The sequence below is a fragment of the Streptomyces sp. NPDC002888 genome (genome assembly GCF_042888465.1).
In the GTDB taxonomy this organism is placed as follows: Bacteria; Actinomycetota; Actinomycetes; order Streptomycetales; family Streptomycetaceae; genus Streptomyces.
Genome location: NZ_JBIAPU010000001.1, coordinates 427,738 through 452,206 on the forward strand (window position 1 = coordinate 427,738; position 24,469 = coordinate 452,206).

The 24,469-nt window shown below is 68.4% G+C and carries 23 protein-coding genes and 3 pseudogenes; 15 read left to right on the plus strand and 11 right to left on the minus strand.

Annotated elements, in window-relative coordinates:
* The first annotated feature begins 29 nt into the window (after positions 1 to 29).
* From ACFYWX_RS01865 to ACFYWX_RS01875, 3 genes are all read left to right on the plus strand, one after another.
* The gene (locus tag ACFYWX_RS01865) at positions 30 to 1,283 is read left to right on the plus strand and encodes a protein-L-isoaspartate O-methyltransferase (protein WP_389422031.1); all 1,254 of its coding nucleotides are present in this window, start codon (positions 30 to 32) and stop codon (positions 1,281 to 1,283) included.
* Positions 1,284 to 1,748: 465 nt separating this feature from the next.
* On the plus strand, positions 1,749 to 2,141 hold the full coding sequence (locus ACFYWX_RS01870) for a hypothetical protein (protein WP_389422032.1): 393 nt from the start codon (positions 1,749 to 1,751) through the stop codon (positions 2,139 to 2,141).
* Positions 2,138 to 2,272: a hypothetical protein gene (locus ACFYWX_RS01875; protein ID WP_269647814.1), complete on the plus strand. Its 135-nt coding sequence runs from the start codon at positions 2,138 to 2,140 to the stop codon at positions 2,270 to 2,272. Before ACFYWX_RS01870 ends, ACFYWX_RS01875 begins: the two co-directional genes overlap by 4 nt.
* A 74-nt stretch (positions 2,273 to 2,346) precedes the next feature.
* Here the strand turns inward: ACFYWX_RS01875 and ACFYWX_RS01880 are convergent.
* Both ACFYWX_RS01880 and ACFYWX_RS01885 read right to left on the minus strand, forming a co-directional pair.
* Positions 2,347 to 2,531, minus strand: a pseudogene (locus ACFYWX_RS01880) (glycosyltransferase); the annotation flags it as partial.
* Positions 2,532 to 2,840: 309 nt separating this feature from the next.
* Positions 2,841 to 4,190, minus strand: a complete 1,350-nt coding sequence (locus ACFYWX_RS01885; RefSeq protein WP_389422033.1) for an XRE family transcriptional regulator — start codon at positions 4,188 to 4,190, stop codon at positions 2,841 to 2,843.
* 620 nt (positions 4,191 to 4,810) lie between these two features.
* Between ACFYWX_RS01885 and ACFYWX_RS01890 the strand changes: the two genes are divergently transcribed.
* The 8 genes from ACFYWX_RS01890 (at position 4,811) to ACFYWX_RS01925 (ending at position 13,013) form a co-directional block, all read left to right on the plus strand.
* Complete coding sequence (locus ACFYWX_RS01890; protein ID WP_389422034.1) at positions 4,811 to 6,151, plus strand: aspartate aminotransferase family protein; 1,341 nt, start codon at positions 4,811 to 4,813, stop codon at positions 6,149 to 6,151.
* A 124-nt stretch (positions 6,152 to 6,275) separates the two neighbouring features.
* Entirely contained in the window at positions 6,276 to 7,022 is a 747-nt protein-coding gene (locus ACFYWX_RS01895; protein ID WP_389422035.1) for a class I SAM-dependent methyltransferase, read from the plus strand.
* Positions 7,022 to 8,407, plus strand: coding sequence for a nucleotidyltransferase family protein (locus tag ACFYWX_RS01900; RefSeq protein ID WP_389422036.1), 1,386 nt, complete (start codon positions 7,022 to 7,024; stop codon positions 8,405 to 8,407). Before ACFYWX_RS01895 ends, ACFYWX_RS01900 begins: the two co-directional genes overlap by 1 nt.
* Positions 8,404 to 9,957, plus strand: a complete 1,554-nt coding sequence (locus ACFYWX_RS01905) for a hypothetical protein (RefSeq protein ID WP_107446610.1) — start codon at positions 8,404 to 8,406, stop codon at positions 9,955 to 9,957. The genes ACFYWX_RS01900 and ACFYWX_RS01905 overlap by 4 nt, the downstream gene beginning before the upstream one ends.
* 23 nt (positions 9,958 to 9,980) lie before the next feature.
* Positions 9,981 to 10,943, plus strand: a complete 963-nt coding sequence (locus ACFYWX_RS01910) for a hypothetical protein (RefSeq protein WP_389422037.1) — start codon at positions 9,981 to 9,983, stop codon at positions 10,941 to 10,943.
* Positions 10,940 to 11,980, plus strand: coding sequence for a Gfo/Idh/MocA family protein (locus ACFYWX_RS01915; protein ID WP_389422038.1), 1,041 nt, complete (start codon positions 10,940 to 10,942; stop codon positions 11,978 to 11,980). Before ACFYWX_RS01910 ends, ACFYWX_RS01915 begins: the two co-directional genes overlap by 4 nt.
* On the plus strand, positions 11,977 to 12,468 hold the full coding sequence (locus tag ACFYWX_RS01920) for an adenylyltransferase/cytidyltransferase family protein (RefSeq protein WP_389422039.1): 492 nt from the start codon (positions 11,977 to 11,979) through the stop codon (positions 12,466 to 12,468). Before ACFYWX_RS01915 ends, ACFYWX_RS01920 begins: the two co-directional genes overlap by 4 nt.
* Entirely contained in the window at positions 12,465 to 13,013 is a 549-nt protein-coding gene (locus ACFYWX_RS01925; RefSeq protein WP_107446606.1) for an NUDIX hydrolase, read from the plus strand. The genes ACFYWX_RS01920 and ACFYWX_RS01925 overlap by 4 nt, the downstream gene beginning before the upstream one ends.
* 60 nt (positions 13,014 to 13,073) lie before the next feature.
* On the opposite strand, the gene ACFYWX_RS01930 is transcribed toward ACFYWX_RS01925, so the two are convergent.
* From ACFYWX_RS01930 to ACFYWX_RS01945, 4 genes and pseudogenes are all read right to left on the minus strand, one after another.
* Positions 13,074 to 13,628 carry a nucleotidyltransferase domain-containing protein gene (locus ACFYWX_RS01930; protein ID WP_240439549.1) on the minus strand — a complete coding sequence of 185 codons (555 nt, stop codon included), beginning with the start codon at positions 13,626 to 13,628 and terminating at the stop codon, positions 13,074 to 13,076.
* Positions 13,629 to 13,756: 128 nt separating this feature from the next.
* Positions 13,757 to 13,855, minus strand: a pseudogene (locus ACFYWX_RS01935) (transposase); the annotation flags it as partial.
* Between the two features lie 132 nt (positions 13,856 to 13,987).
* Positions 13,988 to 15,274, minus strand: a complete 1,287-nt coding sequence (locus ACFYWX_RS01940; RefSeq protein WP_389422164.1) for an IS256 family transposase — start codon at positions 15,272 to 15,274, stop codon at positions 13,988 to 13,990.
* Positions 15,275 to 15,906: 632 nt separating this feature from the next.
* Positions 15,907 to 16,809: a carbon-nitrogen hydrolase family protein gene (locus ACFYWX_RS01945; RefSeq protein WP_389422040.1), complete on the minus strand. Its 903-nt coding sequence runs from the start codon at positions 16,807 to 16,809 to the stop codon at positions 15,907 to 15,909.
* 1,069 nt (positions 16,810 to 17,878) lie between these two features.
* Between ACFYWX_RS01945 and ACFYWX_RS01950 the strand changes: the two genes are divergently transcribed.
* Genes ACFYWX_RS01950 through ACFYWX_RS01960 form a run of 3 tightly spaced genes read left to right on the plus strand, consistent with a single transcriptional unit; the run spans position 17,879 to position 19,530 of the window.
* A complete protein-coding gene (locus ACFYWX_RS01950; RefSeq protein WP_107446603.1) occupies positions 17,879 to 18,091 on the plus strand; it encodes a hypothetical protein in 213 nt (70 codons plus the stop codon).
* Positions 18,091 to 18,771, plus strand: a complete 681-nt coding sequence (locus ACFYWX_RS01955; RefSeq protein ID WP_107446602.1) for a restriction endonuclease — start codon at positions 18,091 to 18,093, stop codon at positions 18,769 to 18,771. The genes ACFYWX_RS01950 and ACFYWX_RS01955 overlap by 1 nt, the downstream gene beginning before the upstream one ends.
* A 33-nt stretch (positions 18,772 to 18,804) precedes the next feature.
* A complete protein-coding gene (locus ACFYWX_RS01960; RefSeq protein ID WP_107446601.1) occupies positions 18,805 to 19,530 on the plus strand; it encodes a restriction endonuclease in 726 nt (241 codons plus the stop codon).
* Positions 19,531 to 20,174: 644 nt separating this feature from the next.
* Here the strand turns inward: ACFYWX_RS01960 and ACFYWX_RS01965 are convergent.
* Positions 20,175 to 20,669, minus strand: coding sequence for a DUF6624 domain-containing protein (locus ACFYWX_RS01965; protein ID WP_107446599.1), 495 nt, complete (start codon positions 20,667 to 20,669; stop codon positions 20,175 to 20,177).
* Between the two features lie 617 nt (positions 20,670 to 21,286).
* A complete protein-coding gene (locus tag ACFYWX_RS01970) occupies positions 21,287 to 21,757 on the minus strand; it encodes a hypothetical protein (RefSeq protein WP_107446598.1) in 471 nt (156 codons plus the stop codon).
* A gap of 153 nt (positions 21,758 to 21,910) precedes the next feature.
* Here ACFYWX_RS01970 and ACFYWX_RS01975 point away from each other — a divergent pair.
* Positions 21,911 to 22,191: pseudogene (locus ACFYWX_RS01975) on the plus strand (transposase); the annotation flags it as partial.
* 103 nt (positions 22,192 to 22,294) lie between these two features.
* On the opposite strand, the gene ACFYWX_RS01980 reads toward ACFYWX_RS01975, so the two are convergent.
* From ACFYWX_RS01980 to ACFYWX_RS01990, 3 genes are read right to left on the minus strand one after another with little or no spacing between them, the layout of a single operon-like run.
* The gene (locus ACFYWX_RS01980) at positions 22,295 to 22,888 is read right to left on the minus strand and encodes a hypothetical protein (protein ID WP_254076161.1); all 594 of its coding nucleotides are present in this window, start codon (positions 22,886 to 22,888) and stop codon (positions 22,295 to 22,297) included.
* The gene (locus tag ACFYWX_RS01985; protein ID WP_389422041.1) at positions 22,878 to 24,074 is read right to left on the minus strand and encodes an MAB_1171c family putative transporter; all 1,197 of its coding nucleotides are present in this window, start codon (positions 24,072 to 24,074) and stop codon (positions 22,878 to 22,880) included. The genes ACFYWX_RS01980 and ACFYWX_RS01985 overlap by 11 nt, the downstream gene beginning before the upstream one ends.
* Positions 24,071 to 24,397, minus strand: coding sequence for a hypothetical protein (locus ACFYWX_RS01990; RefSeq protein ID WP_260859550.1), 327 nt, complete (start codon positions 24,395 to 24,397; stop codon positions 24,071 to 24,073). Before ACFYWX_RS01990 ends, ACFYWX_RS01985 begins: the two co-directional genes overlap by 4 nt.
* Positions 24,398 to 24,469 lie beyond the last annotated feature (72 nt).

The following is a 24,469-nucleotide window of genomic DNA, read 5'->3' on the forward strand; positions in this document are numbered from 1 at the left end:
CCCCTCGCCTTCTTTAGGAGATCGCCACCATGCCCAAACCCGCCCCACCCGTTTCCCCCACCACCCCAGCCGTGGACGACGCCAACGCGGCGAGAGCCCGTGCGGCCATGGTCGCCCACCTCCACGAGGCCGGGCATCTGCCCCCGGGCCCGGTGTCCGAGGCACTTCTGGCGCTGCCCCGCCAGGTACTGATGCCGCAGGCGTACGTACGACGCAGCGCACCGGACGAGACCCCACCACGCTGGGATCTGCTGGACTGGTCGGCGCCCGCGGACCGGGACGAACTGTTGCACGTGCTCTACAGCGGGGACAGCGTCGCCATCCAGCATGACCGTGAACCGCTCCTGGGCCGGGCGCGTGGCACGCGCTCGGGCGGGGCGATGACGTCCATGTCGAGCGTGACGGGGATGACCGCCAGGCTCCTGCAGGAACTGGATCTGGAGCCTAGGCAGCAGGTGCTGGATGTCGGCACGGGCGCCGCCGTGACCGCTGCGGTGGCCTGCTTCCTCAGCGGCGACGCCGGGGTCGTCACCATCGACCGCGACGAACACGTCACCTCGGCCGCCGCCACCCACCTCGCCGACCTCGGCTACCGGCCCACCGTGGTGACGGGAGATGGCAAGGCGGGCTGGCCCGACCGGGCGCCGTATGACCGGGTGTTCGTCTCGTTCGCCGTGCCTCGTGTGCCGTCGGCGCTGGTGGAACAGCTCGCGCCGCAGGGGCTATCGCTGGCGACTGTCGGCACCAGCTCGCCGTCGTGGCCGGGATTGGCTGTGATCACGAAAACCGCTCAGGGACGCATCGAGGGAGAGCTGCGGGCGGTCGAGTTCGGGCACCGCGCCGGGTGGGGCTGGGACCGTCTCTTCCTGTCCGCCGCGTTCCGCGAGGAGATGGCCACTGCCGAAGGTGTGACCGTACGCGGGCACCGCCTGCCACCACCCCGAGAGGCGCGTGGATTCTGGCTGGCCCTCGATCACCTTCGGCCTGGACTGGTCTGCAACTTCGGCGCCGAGCACCTTCAGATCGGCGCTCCGGAGTGCGGCTCCTGGGTGCGCGTGAGCCCGGATGGTGACGGCACGTGCTCAGTCACAGAGTTCGGGCCTCGCGGCATCTGGCACGAGATCGAAGAGATCGCGGCCCAGTGGCAGGCGGCCGGCGAACCCGACGCGTACCGGATCGAGTTCTCTGCGGACGGAAAGCAGTGGGCGGTCGCCGGATCCGGCCGTAACGAGCTGTGCTGGACGCTCCGCGACGAACGCCCGGTGAAAGGGGACCCGCAGTGAACACACCCGCCGATCACCCACCCACTCCGGCTCCGGATGGCGAGGATCTGCTGTTCGGCGCGGCGGCCGACGAGTACGCCCGCTTCCGGCCGGGTGTACCCGAGCAGGTTGCGTGGCTACTGGCTGACGCCGTGAAGGGCGTACCGGACGTGACGCTGCTCGACCTCGGAGCAGGCACCGGGCAAGTTGCCGCAGCTCTCCTCCCAGCGCTTCCCTGTATTACTCACGTGGATCTGGTCGACCCCAGCCGGGCCCAACTCCGTGAAGCCGTCGTCACCCCTCCACCCTCTGTTGGGGAACCGCGCTCTGTCCTGCCACGAAGTCCCGGCCGACCAGTTCAACCCTCAACGGCCTCACTACGGGGCTGCCTTGATTACCTGCTGCCGGGCCTTCCACTGGATGAACCGCCCCGCCGTACTGGCGATGGCCACCCGGGTCGCAGCCCCGCACGCGACGCTCGCACTCATGGGTGACGGCAGCCTGTGGACCCACGAAGCCGACTGGACAGGCGCGTTGAAGGGCTTGATCCAGTCCTATCTCGGGCCTGGCCGCCGTGTCGGCAGCTGCGGTACCTACAACCAGCCAAGCCGCCGTTACGAGGACGACCTCGCCGACTCCGCCTTCAGCGACGTCAGCCAGCACCTCTTCCGCTTCCCCCGGGCCTGGACGCCGCAGCAAGTGATCGGCTATCTGCGCACCACCTCGTTCGCCCGAGCCGACCTGTTCGCCGAGCGGCACGCCGAGTTCGAAGCGGAGGCGCTGCACCTGCTCGAAGGACACGCCGATGAGAACGGACGGTTGACCGAGCAGGTCGAATTCACGGTGCTGCTGGCCCGCCGCCCGGGAGGAACCGCGTGAGCGGGCAGGCCGCCGCTGGGCGGTTCACACTTCCGGTCGACGTACACCTGATCCTGCTGCGCGACAGTCCCAAGGGCCAGCAGGTGCTGCTGACCCGGCGGGCCGGACCCGTGTATGCGGCCGGGATGTGACATCTGCCCTCTGTTCACTAGGCAAGCCACCTGTCGCGTATCAGCTTGTCGAGTTTCGCGCATGGAGCGTATCCCTCCAGGGTGGTCGAGGGCATCACCGGCACGTCGTGCTCGGTGAACGCCCGCCACAGCTGGGGACGGCGGAGCCAGCCGAGGTAGCGGGCCGGTATCCCGGCCGCTACAACAGCGGTGACAGGGCGTGGAACTGGGCTCCTGAGGGCGCGACGCTCAACTCGATACCCGGGATCGGCGCCAGGCTGGCTTCGGGAGCGACTCCTGGCTCCACCTACGGACGAGCGCCGGCCCCACCGCCGTTTCGCGGGAGGCAGTTCCAGTGAGTTCTGGCCCCACCCCCAGACCAGGCCAGCCACGTCTGGGGTGGGGCCAATGCTCATTCCCGATCAACCCCATCGGAGCCGCCAGGTGGGGCCAAAACCCGCGCGAGAGTGGGGCCAGTTCTCGTTCCTGAAGCCACGCCAGGCTCTGGACCAGGTGCTCGGTGCCCTTCTCGGCGGTCGGCCGTCCCGCCTAACAGGGGCAACTGTCCGGGTGTGGCATTTTGAGCCCTCTACACGACGTGCATGAGATCACGGACTCCTGGATGGTCCTCGTACGGTTGCAGTGCGGCGGCCACCTCTCGGAGCCTGGACAGCGCACGGGCCGATTCGACGCCATCAGTGAGGTGGGCCGCCTGCAGGGCCAGTGCGGTGCAGGCGTCGACGTCGCCCGAGACGCGATAGGTATCGGCCAGGTCAAGTGACGCGAGCATGTAGTCGCGGGGGTAGGCAGGGCCGGTCATGGCCAAGCGCTGCTTGAGGTAGGGCGTTGCGTCCTCTGGCTTGCGCGCGGCGAGCCAGGCGCGGCCGGTCGCTGCATCGAGCGCGTGTGGAGTGAGCCACTGTGACCACCAGGGCCCATCTGTGCCGGCGTCCTGGAGGAGCTCGTGGCCCCGGTCGCGTGCGCTGCTGAGCGCGTCGGTGTCGCCGCGGCGTCCTGCGGCGAAGATTTCCCGGTCGGCAATGACCGCGCGCACGCGGGGTGGGAGATCGCCGTGGGAGGCGACGTCGAGGAGTGTCTTGGCTTCCTGGTGCTGCCCGATCCAGGATGCCTGGTAGGCAGCCGAGGCCAGGAGGTTGTGTGCCGCGAAGCGGGCGGGGCCGGCCGGTCCGACCTCGCGGGCCAGGCGTAGTCCGGTCTGGTAGACGCGTTGCGCCTGCGCGTGGCGGTCCGCGTCGAACAGCATCCACCCGTACTGCTCACAGACCTCGATGAAGGCTGTGTGCAGGCGGTCGGCCTCGCCATTGCGGTAACGGGCGTTGATGACGACGCGGGCGACGCTCTGCCACAGTCCGTGCGCCCAGTCGAGATTGCTGGAGCTGCCTTCGGTGTCGTCCAGGTCGCGTAGCTCTTGGACGCCGTTTTCGATGCTGGCGACCAAGCGGAGGGAGAGGCGGTCGCCGCCTTGTGCGGCTCTCAGAACCCCGCCGGACATGAGGAGTGCCAGGCCGGGCGCTGTGACAGCGGCACCGCTGAGGAGGGTACGGCGGTCCATGGAGTTGGGGTCTCCCTTGCTGATCTCATGGAGCAGGTCGGGCAAGGCGGCGTCGCCGGGGGTGTCCAGGTATGGGCGGACAGGTTTGTGCTGGCGGCGTCGTGGCCCGTCCCAGCCCAGTTCCTGGGCTGTTACGCGGCGTCTGGCTCGGAAGCTGAGGACGGCGAGTGCGTCCGCCTGATTGGCCTTGTCGGGGCGGACTGGCACCGGCCGGATCCACGGGTATGCGCTCTTGAGGTGCAGCGGCGATAACCCGCGACGGGCACGCAGTTCGTTGATTCGCGCGGCGAGTTGTTCGGGTTTCATCCCGAGCTGCGTCAGGAGGACGGCAAGCGCTGCTGCACCTACCGGCTGTGGCTCCACCACGGCACTCCTTCCGGGCGCACAACGCGTCTGTCGACGCTAGCGCGAGGCGATCCGGAGTGGCACCTGGCGCGGGTGAAACCTGGTGTATGTACACCGAGTTGCGTGCGTACACCCCGTCCACCCCGTAAACCGCGCGGACGACTACTCCCCGGGCCCCGTTTGCGGTTCTCTGTCGTGCACCGAACGAGGAGCAAGGGGGAGAAAAGTGGATCAACCTACCGATTCTCTGCAGTGTCGCGGGCTCGACACCACGGGTACGGGCTGGACGCTCAGGGTCTGGAACGGCCGAGACCCCGCGCCATCATCGGCGAGTGGCTGATTAAGGATCGGCCGCCGACCGGGGGCTGCCCGGCTGGACTTGGCAGCCCGATCCCGTCCCTGTCCGGACGGTGGCGGATCTCCTGATCGCCCGGACCCCGATGTACCGGATCCGAGCCGGAGTCGCCACCGGCGGGTGGGTCGACCGCTTAGCGGACTGGATCCGCTGCCTGGAGCCCCATGCCATACCGGCGCCGGCGCTCACTCCATGAGCCTGCCCACGCCCCCCTTGTCCTGCACCGCCGAATAGGCCGGGTCAGCGGCATCGCTGCGCCCTGCGCTTCACACCGGGAGGAAACGAAATGACCGCCACCGACGAGGCCGTGGCCTCTTCGCACCTGGCGCAGTCCCTGGCCCCGCCGACGGGCAGTTCCCCTCCCAGCCCTGGGCGGAGGTTCACCGCCACGGGCGGGGGGATGGCGCTCGACGACCGATGGCACGCCCAGAGTGCTCGTACGGATGCGCGGGCTGCTACCAGAGGTGACGTGGTCGGACCGTGCGCGAGCGGCCAGACCCGTTACCCGCGCTACTTCAGTCGCGCTGCCGGGCCTTACCTGTGGGATCTGGACGGGAGGCGGTACGTCGACTTCACCCTCGGGTACGGGCCCGTCGTCCTCGGGCACGCCGATGAACGGGTGACCGAGGCGGTGCTCGCTGAACTGCGCAACGGCAACTGCATCGCTCCGCTGTGGAGCCGTCGCCAGAGCGAGCTCACCGACCTGCTGACCTCGGTGGTGCCCGGCGCGGAGATGGCATACCTGCTCAAGACCGGGTCCGACGCGACGAGTACGGCGGTACGGCTGTCCCGGATCTTCACCGGACGCGACAAGGTGATCCGCTGGGGCTACAACGGCTGGCACGACTGGGCGGCAGGTATTCCGGCGGGCATTTCGGAAGGGACCCGCGCCGACACGCTGCTGTTCGAGTACAGCGATCTCAGTACGCTGCGTGAGGCGTTCGCCCGTCATCCCGGGCAGGTGGCGTGCGTGCTGATGATGCCGTTCGGCGACGAGACGGCTCCCGAGGGCCACCTGCAGGAGATCCGTGACATCGCGCACGAGCACGGGGCGCTGTTCGTCCTCGACGAGATGCGTTCGGGGTTCCGGCTGGGCCTGTCCGGTGCTCAGGGACTCCTGGGCGTCCAGGCGGACGTCAGCACGTTCAGCAAGGCCATGGCGAACGGGCATCCGATCTCCGCCGTCGTCGGGCGGGCCGACGTGCTGTCGACCTTGGCCCGCACCCGGATCTCGTCGACGTTCTACGCGGACCCCGCACCGATGGCCGCGGCACTGGCCACGATCCGGATCCTGCGTGACACCGACGCGTTCGAGCGGATGTGGAAGGTCGGCTCCGCCTTCCAGGACGGCCTGTCGGCGCTCGTCGACCAGCATCGTGTGCCAGCCCGGGTGGTCGGGTACCCGCCGATGCCGTTTCTTCAGTTCACCCACGCCGATCCGGTCATGCGCGAGCGGATGAGCACGGCCTTCGCCGCCGAGGCGGCGCAGCACGGGGTTCTGCTGCATCCGAGCCACCAGTGGTTCCTGTCCGCCGCACACACCGGCGAGGACATCGAGTTCGCACTGCACGGCTGCAACCAGGCGCTGTCCGCGCTCGAACCGGTGCTCGCAACGCAAGCCGCCTGATCAACGCCGAAGCGGCTCCCTTCGTCCCGGCGCGAGCGTGCCCGTCGACGGTTGCCCGCCGACGACGGCACAGATTCCTTCGCAACTCGCCGACGAGTTCGGCCGAAACTAGAGGAGACCACGAGTGACGACAACCCGGCTGATCGCGCCCTCCGACACGGAGCAGACGACCAGAAACCGGCTCATGGGCCTGTTCGCCGAACGGCCGATCCCCGATGACGCGCTGCTCGACCACCTCGAAGTCTTCATGCGCCCGCAGCGCATCAACGAGATCCTCACTCTCGAACAGCTCTACCAGCAGATCCTCGGCGTCCACGGGATCATCGTCGAGTTCGGTGTCCGCTGGGGCCGCCACCTGTCCGTGTTCAACGCGCTGCGTGCCCGCCACGAGCCGACCAACATGTACCGGAAGATCGTCGGGTTCGACACGTTCACCGGCTTCCTCGACCCGGCCCCCCAGGACGGCGACTCCGACCGGGTCTTCGCGGGCAGCATGAGCGTCACGCCCGGCTACGAGAACTACCTGGAACAGGTCCTGCGCCTGCACGAGGCCGAAGCGCCGATGGCGCACATCCAGCGGTTCGAGCTGTGCAAGGGCGACGCTCCGGAGCAACTGGCCGCCTACCTGGAACGCAACCCACAGACGATCGTGGCGCTCGCCTACTTCGACATGGACCTGCACGATCCGACCCGCGCGTGCCTGGAGCTGCTGCGCCCGCACATGCCCGCTGGCAGTGTCCTGGCCTTCGACGAGCTGACGCACCCGGACTTCCCCGGCGAGACCATCGCGCTGAAGAACGCGATCGACCTCACCGGCCACCGCGTCCAGCGGTTTCCGCAGTCGCCGTACCCCGCGTTCGTGGTGCTGTGATGGGCGCCCTCACGCAGGTCCTGCGGTGGGCTGCCGATGCACACGACACCCCGGAGGATCAGGACTTCGACGACCGCGTGCTGCTCGATCTGATCGGGCAGCACGCGCTCAGCGGCCGTCTGGCCCGGCGCCTTCCCACCGGGCCGCAATGGCTGCGTGACCGGCTCGGTGGGCCCGTAGCGGCGATGCATGCCGACACCCTGGCGCTCGCCGAGGCACACATCCGTGCGGTCGATCGCATCGTGACAGCGCTCGGCGAGCAGCAGCCACCGCCGGTGGTGGTGAAGGGGATCGCGACCGGGCTACTCACCAGCCAGAAGCACCTGCTGCGGTGCGGGGACATCGACCTGGTCTGTGCCGACGGGGGGCCGCTGATCGAGACGTTGACCCGGCTCGGCTACGAGCGCACCCGGGCACCGTTCCTCCACGAACTCGGCGAATTCACCCGTGCGGGCGTCGAGATCGACGTGCACGCCTACCTTCCGGTACCCGGGTACGGCGCGGTACGGCACGCGGACCTCACACCCCCGGAGCGGGGGACCTGGTATCAGCCGCGCCGCGCTCCCTCGATGCACCCGATCCGGCACGGCCAGCTGGTCGACGGCGGCACCGTCACGGTGGGCCGGGTCAGTGTTCCCGACCCCTGCCTGCTGACGATCGTGCTCTGCGCCCACGCCTTCTTGAACTTCACCAACATGTGGTCGCTGTCGCATCGCGCCAAGCCGTACGTCAAGTTGGCCGAGCTGGCCGACCTGCACGCCCTGGTCCAGCACGAGGCATTCGATACGCAGAGGTTCCTCGCGTTGGTCGCGGAGCTGGACGCAGGGGACGCGGTGAGCTGGGCGGGCTGGGCCTCGACCGTGCTCCTCCGGAGGAATCCGCTACCTGTACCGGCCGGCACCGGACCGTTTCCCCGCTGCCTGTGGTGGGACTTCTGGGCGCGGCTTCCGGTCGACGAGGAGGCGCTGCTCCTACCCGACTGGTTCGACCTCGCCACCGTGAAGCCCCTGCTCGGAAGCCGGATCGAACTGGACACCGGCCGCCCGGCGCCGCCCTGGACGGTCGAGGTCCGCCGCGACGGCGACGAAGTGACGATCACGGTCGGCCTGCCGGAATCAACCGACGCGGCGACCGAACGCGGCCGGGTCGACTTCGGAGCGATCGGCACGGAGTGGGTCCTGGCCGATGGACAGCTGACCGCTGTCGGCGGCCATGACACCTGCGACCTGCTCTCGGGACGTCGCGTCCGGCTGCGCTACCGCGTCGACCGTGCGGGCGGCAAGCTGCTGGTCGGCGTGGCCGAGCAGAACGCGTCCGGAGCGCTGCTGTCGGCCGTGCTGCTTCCCGCCACCTGGCAGACGTCGGATCGGGCGGGTGTCCGGTGATCCGCGCCGCTCAACTTCCCGGATACTCCTGGGACACGACCGGGCGGGTCGAAGCCAGTATCCAGGCCCTGATCGGTGCGCGGCTGGCGGAGCTGCCGGCGCGCGCCGCCACGGTGGCAGCCCGGCTGCGTGAGGTCACCGGGGACTGCCGCCTGGTTGCGGTCTACCTGCGGCCGGACTCGCCCGACGCCGTCGTGGGGCTGTGTGAACGCCTCGCGTCCACGCAGAGCGCTCGGGAGCGCGCCCGGTTGCATCACGAGATCGGGCGGCTCCGCTTCGCCCGCCCCGGCACGGCGGAGGTGAGCCTCACGGGCGACTTGGGACAGGTGCTGACGGGGGCCGGCGACCGTACCCGGGCCTACGTACCTGATCCCGGGCATCGGGACATGATCGGTTCCCTGCTGGACGACTTCGGCACGGGTTTCTCGGACTTCGTGGAGAGCCAGCACGAGGTGCCCGGACCGAACGCGCGTCTGCGCCAGGGCCTCGTCAAGTCGTGGCGTCTGCCCGACGGCACCCGTGTGATCAGCAAACGTGCCAACCCGGCCAAACCTGGCCGGTTCGCCCAGGAACAGTTCGCCTATCGCGCCATCGCCTCCCGGCTGGCCGGCCCGGTCACCTTCGGCCGGGACAGGCGCCTTCAGCTCGCACCCCTGCTCGCGACCATCCGGGACGGCGCATCCGGGCACGTCTACGCCATCTTGCAGTGGGTTTCCGGTGAGACCGCCGAGTCGATGCTGCTGGCACCGGGCGAGCACGCGTCGCTGCTGCGCGACTACCGGGATCTGATGGACGCCCTGCTCGACCGCGGAATCCTCTGGGGCGATTTGAGCCCCCGCAACATCCTCGTGCACGGCCCCGTGCACCATCTCGTCGACTTCGAGAAGACACAGGCCCCGGGCGAAGCCCCCGTATCGCACGGGGACCGGGGCGCCTACTGCCGCGGTCAGATCGGAGTCGAGGAACTCGGGGTCCTGTGCCCCGAAGACGCGGTCCGCACATGCCTGCACGGCTACCTGGACCCCGACACCTGGGACGTCAACGCGCCGGGCCCGGTGCCGTTCCCGCCGCGCCCGGAGGTGACGGCGGTGCTCGCCGGGCGCGGCGTCACCGACCCGGACCTGGGCACCTACAACCGGACCGACCGACAGATCTGGCAGGTCCGATCACCCGACCTCGACCCCGTCACCGGGCAGCCCCGCTATCCGGGCCTGGTCAATTTCCGTGTCGAGCACTACCTGAGCTGCGCCGGTCGCACCGACGCGGACGACTACGACCGCAAGACCACCGAGATCCTGATCGCGGGCCGACGGCACGGCTGCTTCGACGACGCGCTCGGGGCCGTGGCCGACGCGGTGGACGAGGCGGAACGGCAGTTCGTCGTCGCCGAGGTCGCCGGGCTTCTCGCCGGCAACGACACCGGGCCCGTCACCGCGCCGCACGCGGCGATCCGCGCACTGGTGGACCGCATCGACGTCCTGGACACCGCCCGGCAGGATCCCGGCACCTTCCGGTCGGCCTGCACGGCCTTGGGAAAGGAAGGACGATGACGCAACCGCCCTTACTCCGGTCCGTGTCCTTACGCACGGATCAGGTCGTCCGTATCGGCCCGCTCACCCTGCGCATCGCCAGCGACCAGGCCGACTTCCCCGCGCTGCGCTACTTCAGCCGAGCCGCCCGGATGCCGGTCGCCACCGTGCCCGACGTGGAACTGTGGTGCCTGTCGGAGGCCGATCCCGGCCTGCCCGCCGACACCACGGCGCGCGCCCTCAACTTCGCCTCCGGCTACTACGTGACCGACCATTTCGGGCCCCCGGTGCGCATGTCCACCTCGGGCAACCGGATCGTGCTCGTGGGGGACCACCTGGAACGGCTGGTCTGGCCGTACATCGTGAAGTATCTGCTCCTTCGCCACACCGCCACCACGGGTGGGCTCTTCCTCAAGGCAGCCGCCCTCGCCGTCGGCGACGGGGCGACGCTGGTCGTCGGCCGCGGTGGCGCCGGCAAGTCCGTCCTGGTCACCGGGCTGTGCCGCAACGGCGCGACGTACATCACCAACTCACACGTGGTCCTCGCAGACGGGGCCGTCCAGGGAGTCGCGAGCACCATGCGGATGCGGCCCGGCCCCTGGCTGGACCAGGCGGCGACTACGGCGGCCCTCGACCCGAGCGAGCGCCTCGTCGACCCGTACGACGCGTTCCCCCACCACGCGGGCGCCGCGATGCCGCTGCGCGCCGTATGGATCGCCGACTTCCGCGCCCCCGGCGAACACGACGTGCAGCAACTGCCCCCCGACGAGGCGGCCGGCATCGTCGAGCAGTTCGCCTTCGGGCTCAACGTCTACCGGCTCGAAGAGGACCTGCTGGACCTGTACGGCGGCGACTACCGGGCCTTCTCCACCCAGTACGTACGGATGCGCGCGCAGCTGCACGCTGCCGTCAACAGTTGCCCCACCTACCGCGTGCGCTCGGACGTCCAGCTCACCGCACACCGCGACCAGCTTCTCCAACTGCTTTGTGACGGAGGTACATCATGAGGGGCGCCCTCATCGGCTATGGCACCATCGCGACCGGTCACGCCATCGGATACCGCAACACCGCGGGCATCGACGTGATCGCCGCCGTCGACCCCACCCCGGCACGCGCGGCAGCCGCCCAAAGGGCTGGGCTGCGCGCCTACGCCACCTACGAGGAGATGATCGACCGCGAGGCCCCGGACTTCGTCGACATCTGCACGCCGCCCAACAGCCATGCCGAGTACATCGAGCGCGGGCTGCGAGACGGTCTGCACGTGCTGTGCGAAAAGCCGGTGCTGATGCCGCACGAGGGCCGCTACGACCGCATGCTCGACCAGATCGCGGCCTCGGACAAGGTCTTCTACCCCTGCCACAACTACAAGTTCGCGCCCATCCTGACGGAGATGGAACGGGTCGTCCGCAGCCCCGGCTTCGGCGACGTCCTCAGTGCCCGCTTCCGCACCCTGCGCCAGGGCCACGCCGTCGGCGTCCCCGAGTGGAACCCGCACTGGCGGCGCGATCCGCTCATCGCCGGTGGCGGGATCCTCCGCGACCACGGTCCCCACAGCGTGTACCTGGCGACCCACCTGACCGGACGCACGCCGCTGGCCGTGTCCTGCCTGACCGGTTCCCTGCGCCACGACGGGCACACGGGCACGGAGGACACCGCGAAGCTGATGATCCGGTGCGACGGCGATGTCCAGATCGAACTGGATGTGACCTGGTCGGCGGGATACCGCAACAGCTACTACTCGATCATCGGCAGCGGCGGCTGGGTCACTGTGGAGAACGACGACGTCCAGTACAGCCTGAGCGGCCGGCCGCACCGTGCGGCCCTGCGGTCGAACTTCGACGACCCCAGGCACCCCGACTGGTTCGCCGCGATGTTCGCCGACTTCCTGACCAAGACACGGCACCCGGAACAGGCGGCACCGCTGCTGGCCGAGTCCTTGACGACCTCCCTGGTGATCGACGGCGCCTATGCCTCGGCCGCCGACGACGGCCGGTGGGTGGAGCTGACACCGGCGCGGGACCTGCTCATGGGCGCCGCGCGATGACGGCGCCGCGCGACGGCGGAACCGGCCCGGTGCCGCTCGACGACATCCGGGACTGGCTCAGCAGCCGGCCCGCCGCCCGGACCGTCGTGCTCGCCACCGGCTGCTTCGACCTCCTGCACGCGGGACACCTGACGTTCCTGGAGGAGGCGAGCCGGCTGGGTGACCTCCTGGTCGTCGGGGTGAACAGCGACCAGTCGGTCCGGGACCTCAAAGGCCCGAGCAGGCCCATCGTCGGCGAACGCGAACGCGCCGTCCTCGTGGGTGCTCTGCGGTGCGTCGACCGGGTGTTCCTCTACGACGAGCCCACCGCCGACCGTCAGATCCGCCTCCTGCGCCCGGATGTCTTCGCCACCGCGCGCGCCAGCATCACCGCGTACCCGAGTGAAGTGGCGTCCGCCGTCGAGGTCGCGGCACACGTACACGCGATCGACCGGATTGCGCCGTACTCCACGACCACGCTGGTCGACACCCTGCGAGCGAACCTATGACGGAGGAGGTCATCGCCACCGGCAGCGCCCCATGGATCCCGGTGCCGCATCTGATGGAGGTGGTCCCCGCAGACTTCTCCCCGCCCCAGCACCTGACCACCGCGGCCTTCGCCCTCGTATCCGAAGCTCAAGGCCGCCTGCTGCTGACGCACGTCAACCTTCCCGGCCGGGGCTGGGACGTGCCCGGCGGCCACATCGACCCGGGCGAGGACGCCCGGCGTGCGGCAGCGAGAGAAATCAGCGAAGAGACCGGGCTTCTCGTACCTTCCGAGACACTGACGCTGCTCGGATGGCAACGATTCACCTTGCACGAGAAGCCACAGGACAGTTATCCGTACCCGTTCCCAGTGTCGTACACGCTGATGTTCACCGCGCAGACCGGCCTCGCCGATCCGCCGGTGGCCCCACCCCGGGACTCGGAGTGCGGGCCTGCCGGATGGTTCACCCCTGCGCAAGTCCGGCAGCGGTGCGCGACCTGCACCTGGCTGCCGTTCCTCGCCCTGCTACGCGAGGCCCGGCACCCTGCCGACGTCTCCTCAGACTGAGAAGACTGAGCTTCCAGCGTCGGGCACGAGGAGACACCGATCGAGAAGGGTCACCTGCGTCTACGCCGGGCCGCTTGGGGAACGCTCCTCAAGCGGCTCGAAGCCCTCAGGCAGAGGGATCCCGAACCGCTGGCACAGCAAGGGCACGTCGTGGCGATCGACATCACGAGCCGGATAGCCGGTATGCCAGCGCACCGCCCACTCGGCCGACTCGCACCGCACTGCAGTTCCGGCAATCGAACCACGTCCGGCGAGGGCCTCAGCCGGAAAAGGACCGCCCTCCACCACGGATCCGTAATGCAGCGATCCGTCCGCGAGCGGCTCGTAGAGGTGCAAGTCGACCCGCAGCCGAACACCGTCGTGCAAGACGAAGTTCCACGGCCTGTCACCAGGCCACGGGAAGATCCGGTCGACACCAGCCTCAGCGAACGCGACGAACAACGACTCCAGATGGGCGGCCGGCGCCCATACGTCAAGGTCTGAATGTTCTCGCGTCTGCTCCCCGAGCAGCGCATCCACGCCCCACCCGCCGCCAACACACGCATCTACGCCGTGGGCGTCGAGCCGTTCCACAAGCGCAACTACATCCTTGGCTGACATCGAATAATGGCTCACCGCATCAGGGTAGAGGCTAGCCCGACCCCACATCTGGCGATCACTTCGGCTTCACCGGACTGGCTCCCGGGGAGAGACGCCAAGACCGCCTACGCCTCGTCGAGCCCAGCGGCGGATCTAGTGCCGCCTCAGGCAACGTTCGCCCTGTCGACGACCTTGCGTAGTCGTTCGTCGGCGGTGTGGTTGTTCCACCAGACGATGTAGCGGCGGATCATGCTGCCCTGCTGTAGACGACGGACGTCCTCGAGCATTCCGACGGACTCTGGGCGATCGTCTACGGGCCGTCCTACACACACGGCCTCCGAAGCCGCGACCGGCCCGGGTCTGTCCAGCCAACGGTGTAACTCGGGTGATGTGAGTTAGCGGCGGCCGACGGAGAGTCGGCCGTCGAAGGCGATGTCGAAAGCCTGCAGGGCGGGCTTCCAACGCATGGTCCAGCGTTTGCGTCCCTGACCGGTGGGGTCGAGGCTCATGACGGCCATGTAGACGCACTTGAGGGCTGCGGCCTCGTTCGGGAAATGCCCGCGGGCCCGGACGGCTTTCCGTATGCGAGCGTTGACCGACTCGATCGCGTTGGTGGTGCAGACGATGCGGCGTATCTCGGTGTCGAACTGGAGGAAGGGCACGAACTCAGCCCAGGCGTTCTCCCAAAGCCGCACGATCGCCGGATACTTGGCCCCCCACTCCTCCTGGAACTCCAGGAACCGGTCTTCCGCCGCGCTCGCGGTCGGAGCCGTGTAGACCGGCTTGAGCGCGCGGGAGATCTTGTCCCAGTCCTGGCGGCCCGCGTAGCGGAACGACGCCCGGATCAAGTGGACGACACACGTCTGGGTGACCGCCTGGGGCCAGACCGCCGAGATCGAGTCGGGCAGGCCCTTGAGCCCGTCGCAGACAACCATGCACACGTCCTCGACGCCACGGTTCTTGATCTCGGTCAGGACCTGGAGCCAGTACTTGGCTCCTTCGCCGCCGTCGCCGGCCCACAGGCCGAGGATGTCCCGTGTGCCGTCCACCGTGACCGCGAGTGCTACGTAGACGGGCCGGTTCGCCACCTGCCCGTCGCGCACCTTCACGTGCACACAGTCGATGAAGATCACCGGATAGACCGCATCCAGCGGCCGGTTCTGCCACTCGGCCATCCCGTCCATGACCTTGTCGGTGATGGTCGAGATAGTCTGCTTGGACACGCTCGCGCCATAGACCTCGGCCAGGTGGGCGGAGATGTCGCCGTGCGTCAGACCACGTGCGGACAGCGACAGGACCATCTCGTCGACGCCGGTCAGCCGCCTCTGCCGCTTCTTGACGATCTGCGGCTCGAAGCTGCCGTCGCGGTCACGCGGCACCGTGATCTCCACCGGGCCGACGTCGGTCAGCACGGTCTTGGACCGGGCCCCGTTGCGGCTGTTGCCGCTGCCGGCACCGGCCGGGTCGTGCTTCTCATAGCCGAGGTGATCGGTGATCTCGCCTTCGAGGGCGGACTCCAGCACGCGCTTGGTCAGCTGATGCAGCAGCCCGCCCTCGCCGGTCAGCTGCAGCCCGCTCGCGCGGGCCCGGTCGACCAGCTGCCCGATCAACTGGTCATCCAGCAGGTCCGCCGACAACTCGGCCGGCCGGACCTCTTCAACCGCCTCAGCAGAGACAGTCACGTCGCTCATCAGGTGCTACTTCCATGATCGGGAGTTACACCGAAGACCGTACAGACCCACCGGCCAGCCGGATCTGACGTGAGGCGGCCCGCACCCGTTCTGGCTGCCGGGCTGGGAGAAGTACCCCATCTTCCCTGTTGGATCGACGTGTTGAAGCGGATCGAGCAAGAGCGGATGCGTGCCAGGTCGGCGTACGTACTGAGCGCCGAAGGATCGCCGGGTGGCAGGGGATCGAGTGCCTGTTCTTCGACTTCCTGTGGCGGGAAGGCGCGGAGCTAAGCCACGGCCGACGATCTGTGGGACTTCGAGAACTGGCGGACCCAATCCCTGCGGAATCCACGTCGGGTTGGTGGGGCGCGGCGGAACCGTGGGCCGGCCGCGCTGATCCGTGAGCACGAGGGCGGCCCTCGGTAGGAACGGCGAGCGGGTCCTGATCCCGGCTGCTCGGACGAGGAACGCCCGGAGCAGCGAGGTCCGTTGAGCGATGTCCGTTGCCTGACACCGCGGGCCTTTCGCCGTTGGGCGCAGGTCGGGTTACTCGGGTACGGCGCGGACGGTGTGCTCTCACCGAGGTGTTCGCGGCGCCGGGAGCCATCTCGTGCGCCGCGAACACCTCGGATTCTGCTTCTGGGCTAGAAGGCTGCTGTCCGGTCTTCGCTGCGCGGGTCGATCACTTGGTGGCCGGTGTAGACGCCCGCGCGCGCCTCACGACGCCAGGGACGCGCGTAGGTCAGTGCCCATGTGGCGGCCTCGGCACTGTCGTCGAGGTTCACGACGGCTACCGATGGCGAGTCGTCCGCGGGGCACCGCGCAAGCCAGTCGCCGTTGGGAGCGACGATTCCGGACGGTGCGGTGGCGCTCTGCTGTGTCGGCCCTGACAGGCTGACCCAGTAGCTGTTCACCGCGGCGTGGCCTTGGGCTTGGGCGGCGGTGTTACCCGGGGTGCCGCTGGTGGAGAACAGGACGCAGTCGACATCCAGCTTCTCGTATTCTGCGAACAACTCCGGGTAGTGGATCTCCATGCCGAGCAGGCAGCCGAAGCGCACACCGTCGACCTCGAAGGTCACCGGTGAGACGCCAGGCGAGTACATGTACGAGACCTTCGTCTTCGACATCAGGCGCTCGTCATAACGCGTGACGACCTCCCCGCGATCGGAGATGACATAGAGGCTGTTGTGCGGACGGTTCGGGCCGCTCAAGCGGTGCACCGACGGGATCACCGTCCACAACCGCAACTCGCGGGCCAGCTCGGCGATTGCAGCCAACTCCGATTGGAGCACGGGCCACTGGCACCGGTCCCAGTCCGCCGGGCCGACCATGTCGGGGCCGTCGACGGACATGACAAGCTTGCTGGGAAAGCAGATCGCTCCTTCCGGAAAGTGCACGATCCTCGCTCCCTGAGCACTGGCCTCGCGCATCAGAGCACGGACCGCACGCCCACTTTCGCGCAGCGCTTCTACGTCTCGGGGGTCTTCGCGTACGGGGGTCTGCGCTACGGCGAGCCGCACGCTCTTGGGATTCCTTGCTTCCGACATGACGTCTCCTGATGGAGTCGGACGGAAGTGCCGCAGGGCGGACGTGTAGGACTCGCCGGTCTTGGCGGCGCGGGCACGCACCTGTCGTTTGAAGTTCCTACGGGCTGTCATCGCGGCCTTCCACGCCTTGAGCGACGGCTCCCCAGCAACCTCGCCCGAGGCGATCGGGCTGCAACAACGACCTGAGACGCTGGTCCCTTTGCCTCCGATGGGAGACCGCGCTGGGGACGGTCGCGGGAGGTTCGGCGTAGGCCACGCAGTCGGTCATCATGCCGTCGCTCGCGGGCTCCGTCAACATCCTTCAACACGTCCAGCGCGCCGTCGCACGGCCGGCCGCTGGAGAGGAACACCTCAGCTCAACACACTGAACTTGACAGAGAAAGCAACGTGGGGCAAAGGGCAGGGCCCCGGCGGACACAGCACCTGTACGCGCAACTGATCCCCAACCAGGGCGGGCCGGACGCCGAGCCGCGGATCTGGATCACCCCGCCCCGGCACACTGTGCAGACCGTCGATGAGCTCGCTGACGTGATCAGTGCGGCCATCGCGCCCTACGAGCCGGTCAGATGCCCGGCGTGCTGATCAAGATGTGGCTGACCCGTCCGCCCCTGTCATCTCAGTAGACCGAGTCCAGCAAGCCCCGCTCCGTTGGGTGCCGTTGAGAGGACGGCGCGATAAAGAAGGCCGCGAAGAACCCAGGCCGGGGGCGACCCCGGCGCAGAACAGCAACGAGTGCGCTCCTGCGGCATTTCGCCATTCACCATCGCGGGACCGCCGGTGGTGACCGCGGCGGTTCTTCGCAGGTGAGAGACACCCTGTCGTGAACCTCGAAGCGCTTCGGCGGGGCGGGACTTTCCTGACCGCTCAGGAGTCGGCAGGTTCATCCGCCGAGGTCAGCAGCCCAGGCTTCCATCCTGGTGGGCTGACAGCTCGGAGTGGCGCGCCTGGCTTGATGACGGCCTGCCCCGGCTCGCTCTCGTCATGATCCATCAGTTTCTGTCAGTGCCCGCTGCTACACCATTTTCGAGGGACAGGCCGCGACCGCGGCTCGCATACGGGAGGGGACACCATGTCGAAGGCGCCGAACGGCTTCCACTACGTACGCGGCCACATTCGCCGCAATCCGAAGCCGGGCAGCGGGAAGCGGATGAGCGGCTGGATGATCGCCGGCCTTGCGGCCGGCATCTGGTTATGGGGGCAGGTGTTCGGGTTCGGCGAGGCGAGTTCCACGACGCCGCCCGCTCAACCGCAGCCGGCCGTCTCCACTCCGGCCGCCCGCTGATGGGGCGAAAGCAGTTATGCATTCGCCGCCCGCGCGGCGCGCCCGAGGTCCTCTCGGCCACTGTCGTGGCACTGGCCGCCCTGGTCCTGACGTTCCAAATGGCCGCCGCGGCGGTCGGAGCGCTCAAGGACGCCTGGCCGTTCCTCTTGGCCCTGGTTCTGCTGGCGGGGGCCGTCGGGGCCTGGCGGATCGCGCGCACGGTGCACGGTAGACGGCGTGCCGCCGAGCGGCTGGCCACGCTGCGGCTCACCCTGGCCGAGTTCGACGCCATGGACGACCGGCAGTTCGAGCACGCGTTGCGGGACCTGTTGGTCCGCGACGGATGGTCGGCACGCCGCGTAGGCGGCAGCGGCGATCAGGCCGCTGACGTCATCAGTGACCACTCGCACCTTGGCCGGATCGTCGTCCAGGCCAAGCACACCCGCGTCGGCGGGAAAGTGGGGTCCTCAGTCATGTACGCGGTGAAAGGGACGGCCGGCCCGGCCCACCGCGCCGACCACGCCGTCGTCGTCACCAACGGCACCTTCACCCGAGACGCCATGGCCTGGGGCGACCGGCACAGCGTCCACTGGGTCGACCGGAACAGACTCCGGCGCTGGGCGGAGACCGGCACCGCGCTGCACGAGCTCCTCGGGCTGTCCGCACGCTCCCGCCGTGCCCGGTTCAGGCGCGCCGCCTGACACGCCCCTCATCGTCAACGTCTTGGAGGTGTTGTGTTCGATGAAGACGGGTCACTCGACCCGCTGCTGAAGTTTCTGTTGTACGCCGTCCTTGCGCTGGCCATCGGCAAGATGGTGTGGGAGTGGCTCACGGACGACGTCAGCCGGTGGATCACCGTGGACCTGTGGGGGCTGATAGCTGATCACCCCTGGTGGACCGGCTTCATCGCCGTCGGCACACTGGCCACACTCACCCTCGTTACGAGGCTGCTGTCGTTCCGGTTCGGCGCCGGCACGTACGCCTACGTCGGTGACGGCGAGGACTACGCGTCCACCGCCGCACCGGGCGAAGCCGTGGATCCGGATGTGTTGACCTTCAAGATGAAGCAACTCGCCGCGATGACCGCGACGGGCTTCGAGCAGGCGTGCGCCGATCTCCTAGCCCGTGACGGCTTCCGCAGGACACGGCGGGTGGGAGGCGCCGGAGACCTCGGCGTGGACGTCACCGCCCGCGACCACGACGATCGGCTCCTGATCTTGCAATGCAAGCAGTACCAGAACCCCGTCGGCTCGGGGCACGTGCAGAAGTTCAACGGCACGGCACGCCTCCACCACGGCGCCGATGTACCGATCATGATCGGCCTCAACGGCTTCACTCAGCCTGCGATCGACTTCGCCGCGCACCACGACCTCATCCTCATGGGCCGTCCCGAACTGAAGAAATGGGCCCACGGCCAGCACCTGTACGACGTCCTCGGTATCCCGAGCACGACGCAGTGACCCCAGCCGGGACACCTGATGCGGACATCGACTACCTCGACACCCTGAGCGCTGGCCGCGTGTGGTCCTACCGGGACGACCATCTCATCGAATGACCGTGCACGGGAGCCGGCCACGGGAGCAGAGAGAGGACCTATGACGCTCACCCGCGACCTTGACTCGACCACGGCCGCGCTCGACCCGTTTGGTGCCGACGCGGTAATGAGGGCCCTGCCCGAGGCCCAACGTCGCAGCCGACACCACCTGGCTGCGTACCCGAGCCGAGCGCCTCTCCCGGCACGCCGCCCCCGCCCGGGTGGCGCTACGGAACCTGGCATGATTACCGCTTCCCTCGCCCGCCACACCGGCACCCGGTCCCGTCGGCCGCTGTCGAAGCGGCCATGCTGCGTCTCAGCGCTACGGCCGACGAGGTGCCCCGGGGGACGGTGTACTCCTACGCCACCCGTAACCCCCGGGTCCCCGGAGGCGTTCCTTCACCGACACCACAGGCGAGCACGTATTCATCGACGAGAACACAGCTGACGCCCTCGCCGCCGCGTCCACGAGCGGCTGCGAGACTTCGCCGCTCGCTTGCTGACGGTCAAACGCACGCTGACACCGCACTACTTCACCATGGTCTCCTGCGCCCAACTTCCCGGGGGCGGTCAGTGACCGCGCATGCGTTGGTCATAGTCCGCCGCTGGTTCCAGGCCCATCGCGGCGCGGCGTTCATCGAGCCGGTCAGGGTCGGCAACGGGCTGCAAGCGCAGGTTCGAGCCGTCTGGGTCGTCGGTGTATTGCGTTCCGTACACCTGGGGTTCGCCAGCTGCGACCAGGACCCGGTCGGTGAGGTAGGCGAGCTGGCGTGGAGAGGCGTCTCCGGCCGCGACCGCAGCCTTCAGGAGTTCGAGCGCCTGGCGCTGGAAGGTGGGAGCGAGGTCGGCGTGTTGGGCAAGAAGCCACGCCTCCTCGGCTCCCTGCGCGCCCACTAACGCGACACCTGGCCAGCCGTGTTCGGCGATTACCTGCTTGAGCCAGGCGGTGTTTTCGGCGTCGATCCGGCACATCTCGCGTCCGTCACGAGTATTGGCCGCGACGCACCGTGCAGCTTGGTCTTGTTCGGCGCGGCGGTGGATCTCAGCGGCGAGGTCGTGGTTCATCGTGTACAGATTGACCTCGTTCGGGACTTTGGACAAGGCAAGGGACCCAGGCACCCTCCGCCACTGGTCGCGAGGGGCGCGCGGGCATGGTGGAAGGCGCAGGTCATGCCGGGTGTGTGGCGTCGCCGAAGACGCGCACCGCGGTGGGAGGGACCTGGGCGGCGAGGGGCTGGGCTTCCTCAGGCCGGCCGGCGGCGGTGAGGACACGGGCGAGGTCATCGGACCCGATGGCCGGACCAACAGCGAGCCAGGCCACCGTTCCTCTCAGCCCAAGAGGTCGTCTTCCCCTGACTACGGTCACGGTGCTGTCCGACCGGTCCTGGGCTCGGCAGCACGCGGTGATCGCCAAGGACGCCGTCGCGGCGGCCCACGCAGTCCAGCTTCACCCACGGCGGGGAGAGCGTCCTGATGGGCAGCGGAACAAGGCGACGCTGTTGCCGCTGAGTCGAGCACTCGCCGGGCCCGTCGCCCTCTGGGGTGTCGCCTCCCCAGGCGAGAAGATTCGCCGTACCAGATCACGGAGTCGCGACCAATACTCCAGTGGTAGATCGTGATCTTGGTGTCTGACTGCCGTCGGCATAGGGCGACTCGCCTCAGGCCATGGGGCATCGGCCCTGTCAGATGATGGCGCTGAAGTACGCAGCTGCAGCGTCGACGAAGCGGTCGTGTGCCGCCCGTGCAGCGTCCTGCGCTGCGGTGAGTTCCTCGATGCTCGTGGCGGCATCGACCATGTTGTAGGTGGCGACAACCATCGCCTGTGCGGTGGCGTGGACAGCCGGGTCGGGCACGAGGAGCCGCAGCGCAACCAGGGGGCAGGTGATGGCGGAGCGGGTGATGTGAGACCTGGCTCGTAGTTCTTCCAGCTCAACGTCACTGACGCCGCGCAGCCGAGCCTCCCCACGCATCCACAAGGCCCGTCGGTGGTCGGAGTCGGCGGAGGCGAGTGTGGTCACCGCGTCGAGCCGGTCGCGGCGCAACTGCTCAGCGGCGGCCGCGCGCTCGGCGCGGCCAGCCGCCAGGTGTTGGAACGTGCCGGTGACAATCGATCCCAGGAGCGTCCCGATGACGGCAAGGACAGTGGCGATCATGAGCTGCTTTCTTGGCCGGGCACTTGGTCCGGGACCGGTGCAGAGACGGGTGCGGCCACCGTGATCATCGTGAGTTGTGTGGACTGACGATGAGACGGTGGCCGCAGGCCACAGCATAGATCCCGCCCGATGGCGGGAGGTGTTCGAGTGGCCATGGGACGGATTGCGGGCCGGTTCCCCCGGGCCGAACCCCGCCTCCGGGCCGGGCAGATGGTGCTGGGCCTGGACCAGCGTGGAGTGGGCCGGGGAGGCCGGCCCGCATGGCATGCAGCTATCTGCTGTGCCGGGCCGTCTGGGACGCCGAACGCCGTCCGCGATGACGTGCGTGAATACGTCTCGAGCATCTCCACGACGATGCCGCGGTGCTGGTCGTGGACGAGACCGGCGACCTGAAGAAGGGCAGCCATACCGTCACCGTCCAGCGCCAGTACACCAGCAGGCCACAGTGCGGCAGGGGTCTCCGGGAAGCGGTTGCTGGGTCACAGCGCCGAGAGTAGCGGGCGCCGATCGCCCGCCGTCAGGCCGACGGCAGGCTGATCAGCGTGCCAGTTGGAACACGGCCGCGGCCACGATGGTGCCGAGGATTGTGCCGGCGATGACCTGGTTGCGTGTGTGGTCCCGCAGCTCGACCCGGGACCATCCGACGATGACGACCAGGAGGAACCCGAGGGCCATCCACGCACCGTAGGTCTGTACGAGCATCGCGCAGGCACCTGCCGAGACGGCCTGGTGCACGGAGATCTTCCAGACGAACGTGATCACGGCGAGGATCGCCAGGGTGACCAGCATCGACACGATGAGGGCGGTCATCGTCCGCGGGGCGCCTGCGGCGGCCATGAGAAGGATTCCGGTGGCCACGGAGAGCAGGATGACGGCCATGACGACCAGCCGTGCAGGCTTGGCCCCGACGTGTCGATCGCCCCAGTGGCCCTTCCGAATGCCGTACTTGATGAAGGTGATGGGAATGATGGCGGCGAAGAGTGCGCCGACCGCTCCCCAGGCGACGCCAATCCATTGCGCCGTGTGCCAGCCGATCAGGAGAGTGACGGCGATAATCCAGTTCTTCGGCTCAAGCCAGTCGGTGATGCGGCGCGCCAGTTTGGACTCCGCGGGGTGCACGTCAGTTGTCATGGGAGGAGTCCTTTTCCGGTCCGCCTGTCGGCAAGGGCGCAAGCGCGACTTCCTGGCGGGTGAATTCTGTTACGACGGGTGAAGAAACGTAGGCGCGGGATACCGCGTGGAGCCACGCGAGTTCACTCGGCCGGTCCCTTCCAGTGACACCGAGGGGCGGGTACTCAACATCTTCAAGTTGGTTTCCTGTTCGAGCGGCGCTAGCGGCCACGCGCAGCCAGGCGGCTTCTGCCACAGCATCAACTTCCTGCTCGCTTACGCCTTTTTGGAAGCCGAGGGCGCGAGCCCGCTCGCGGACATCTGCTGACACGTATTCACGTAGTGCCAGGCATGCGTCCTCGATTTCGATGACGCATCGTTCAAGTCGGAAGCCGACACGCTGCTTTGGAACCGATGTGGAGAGCACCACGTGGGGAGCGGCGTCTGTCAGGCGCTTCCACAAAGGCTGGAGCCGTCTGAGCATGATCCAGGATCTGACGTACTCCACGGCCACGGAGAGCGGTGGCAGGCAGCTGCCGAGCGCGATCGACAGAATCGCCAACTGCTTGAGTGCAGTGGAGATCTGGTACTCCAGCGTGGGATACCGGACTCCGGTGGTGAGGTCCAGCGTGACGAAGCCGACGCGCTGCAGGGCATAGAGGCTGCCGAGCAGCGTGCCGAGTCCCATGAGGCCGAGGCCGGCCCTGCCCAGGAGGGTGCGGCTGTGCCGGACGCCGCTGAGGAAAAGCCAGGTGGCGACGAACATGGCGATGCCGATGTACAGCGTGAAGACCGCCGTGTAGAGAACCGGATAGATGGCGCGCTCGCCGTCGCCGACCCGTACTGGCCCACCTGGCATCCAGTTGGCCAGCGCATAGAAGAGGACCATGAGGGGAAGCGTGGCTGCGATCGCTGCCAGCCTGGTGCGGCGGGCCAGGCCCTGCGGACGGACGACGGCGACGATGAAGTCCAGGAGGAAGGCCGCGGAGGTAACGCCGAGCAGGTGCTTCAGCAGCGGAGTAAGGCTGGTGACGCCGGCGTTGTCGCTGATGGCGGCTTTGACGGCGGGCACCTCGAAGGTCATGGCCGCGGCCAGGGCCGCGAACGTGAGCGCGAGGCTCCGCTGCTTGTGGGAGTGACGGATGGCCGGCAGACGCCACAGAGTCACGAGCCACAGGGAGCCGGCGACGAGGGTCGGGGTGTTCATGAGCGGCGGTTCCTCCGGGGATGGACGAGGGCGTCGTCAAGACGCGTCATGGCGCCTGGCCGCCCTGGTTCTCGGCCGGAGTGGGCCAGTTCCTCGAACAGCTCGCCGAGGGACGAGGCAGCCATCTCGGCGTCGTACTCGGTCTCGCTGTCGTAGCTGGTCCGTCCGAGCGCTGTGAGCACGGCCGAGGGGTCGACGCCCTGCGGCATGATCGACAGGAGCGACTCCACGACGCTCGTGTTCTCGCTCGCGTGCCCGAGGAGTAGGTGCGCCAATTCGTGGCGGACTATTTGCGCGCGGTGCCGCTCACTTGTCGCCGTCACATGAAATATGTGATCTCCGCTGTCGAATGAGATCATGAGGCCGCACGGGGCGTTGACGCCCCCCAGGTCGGG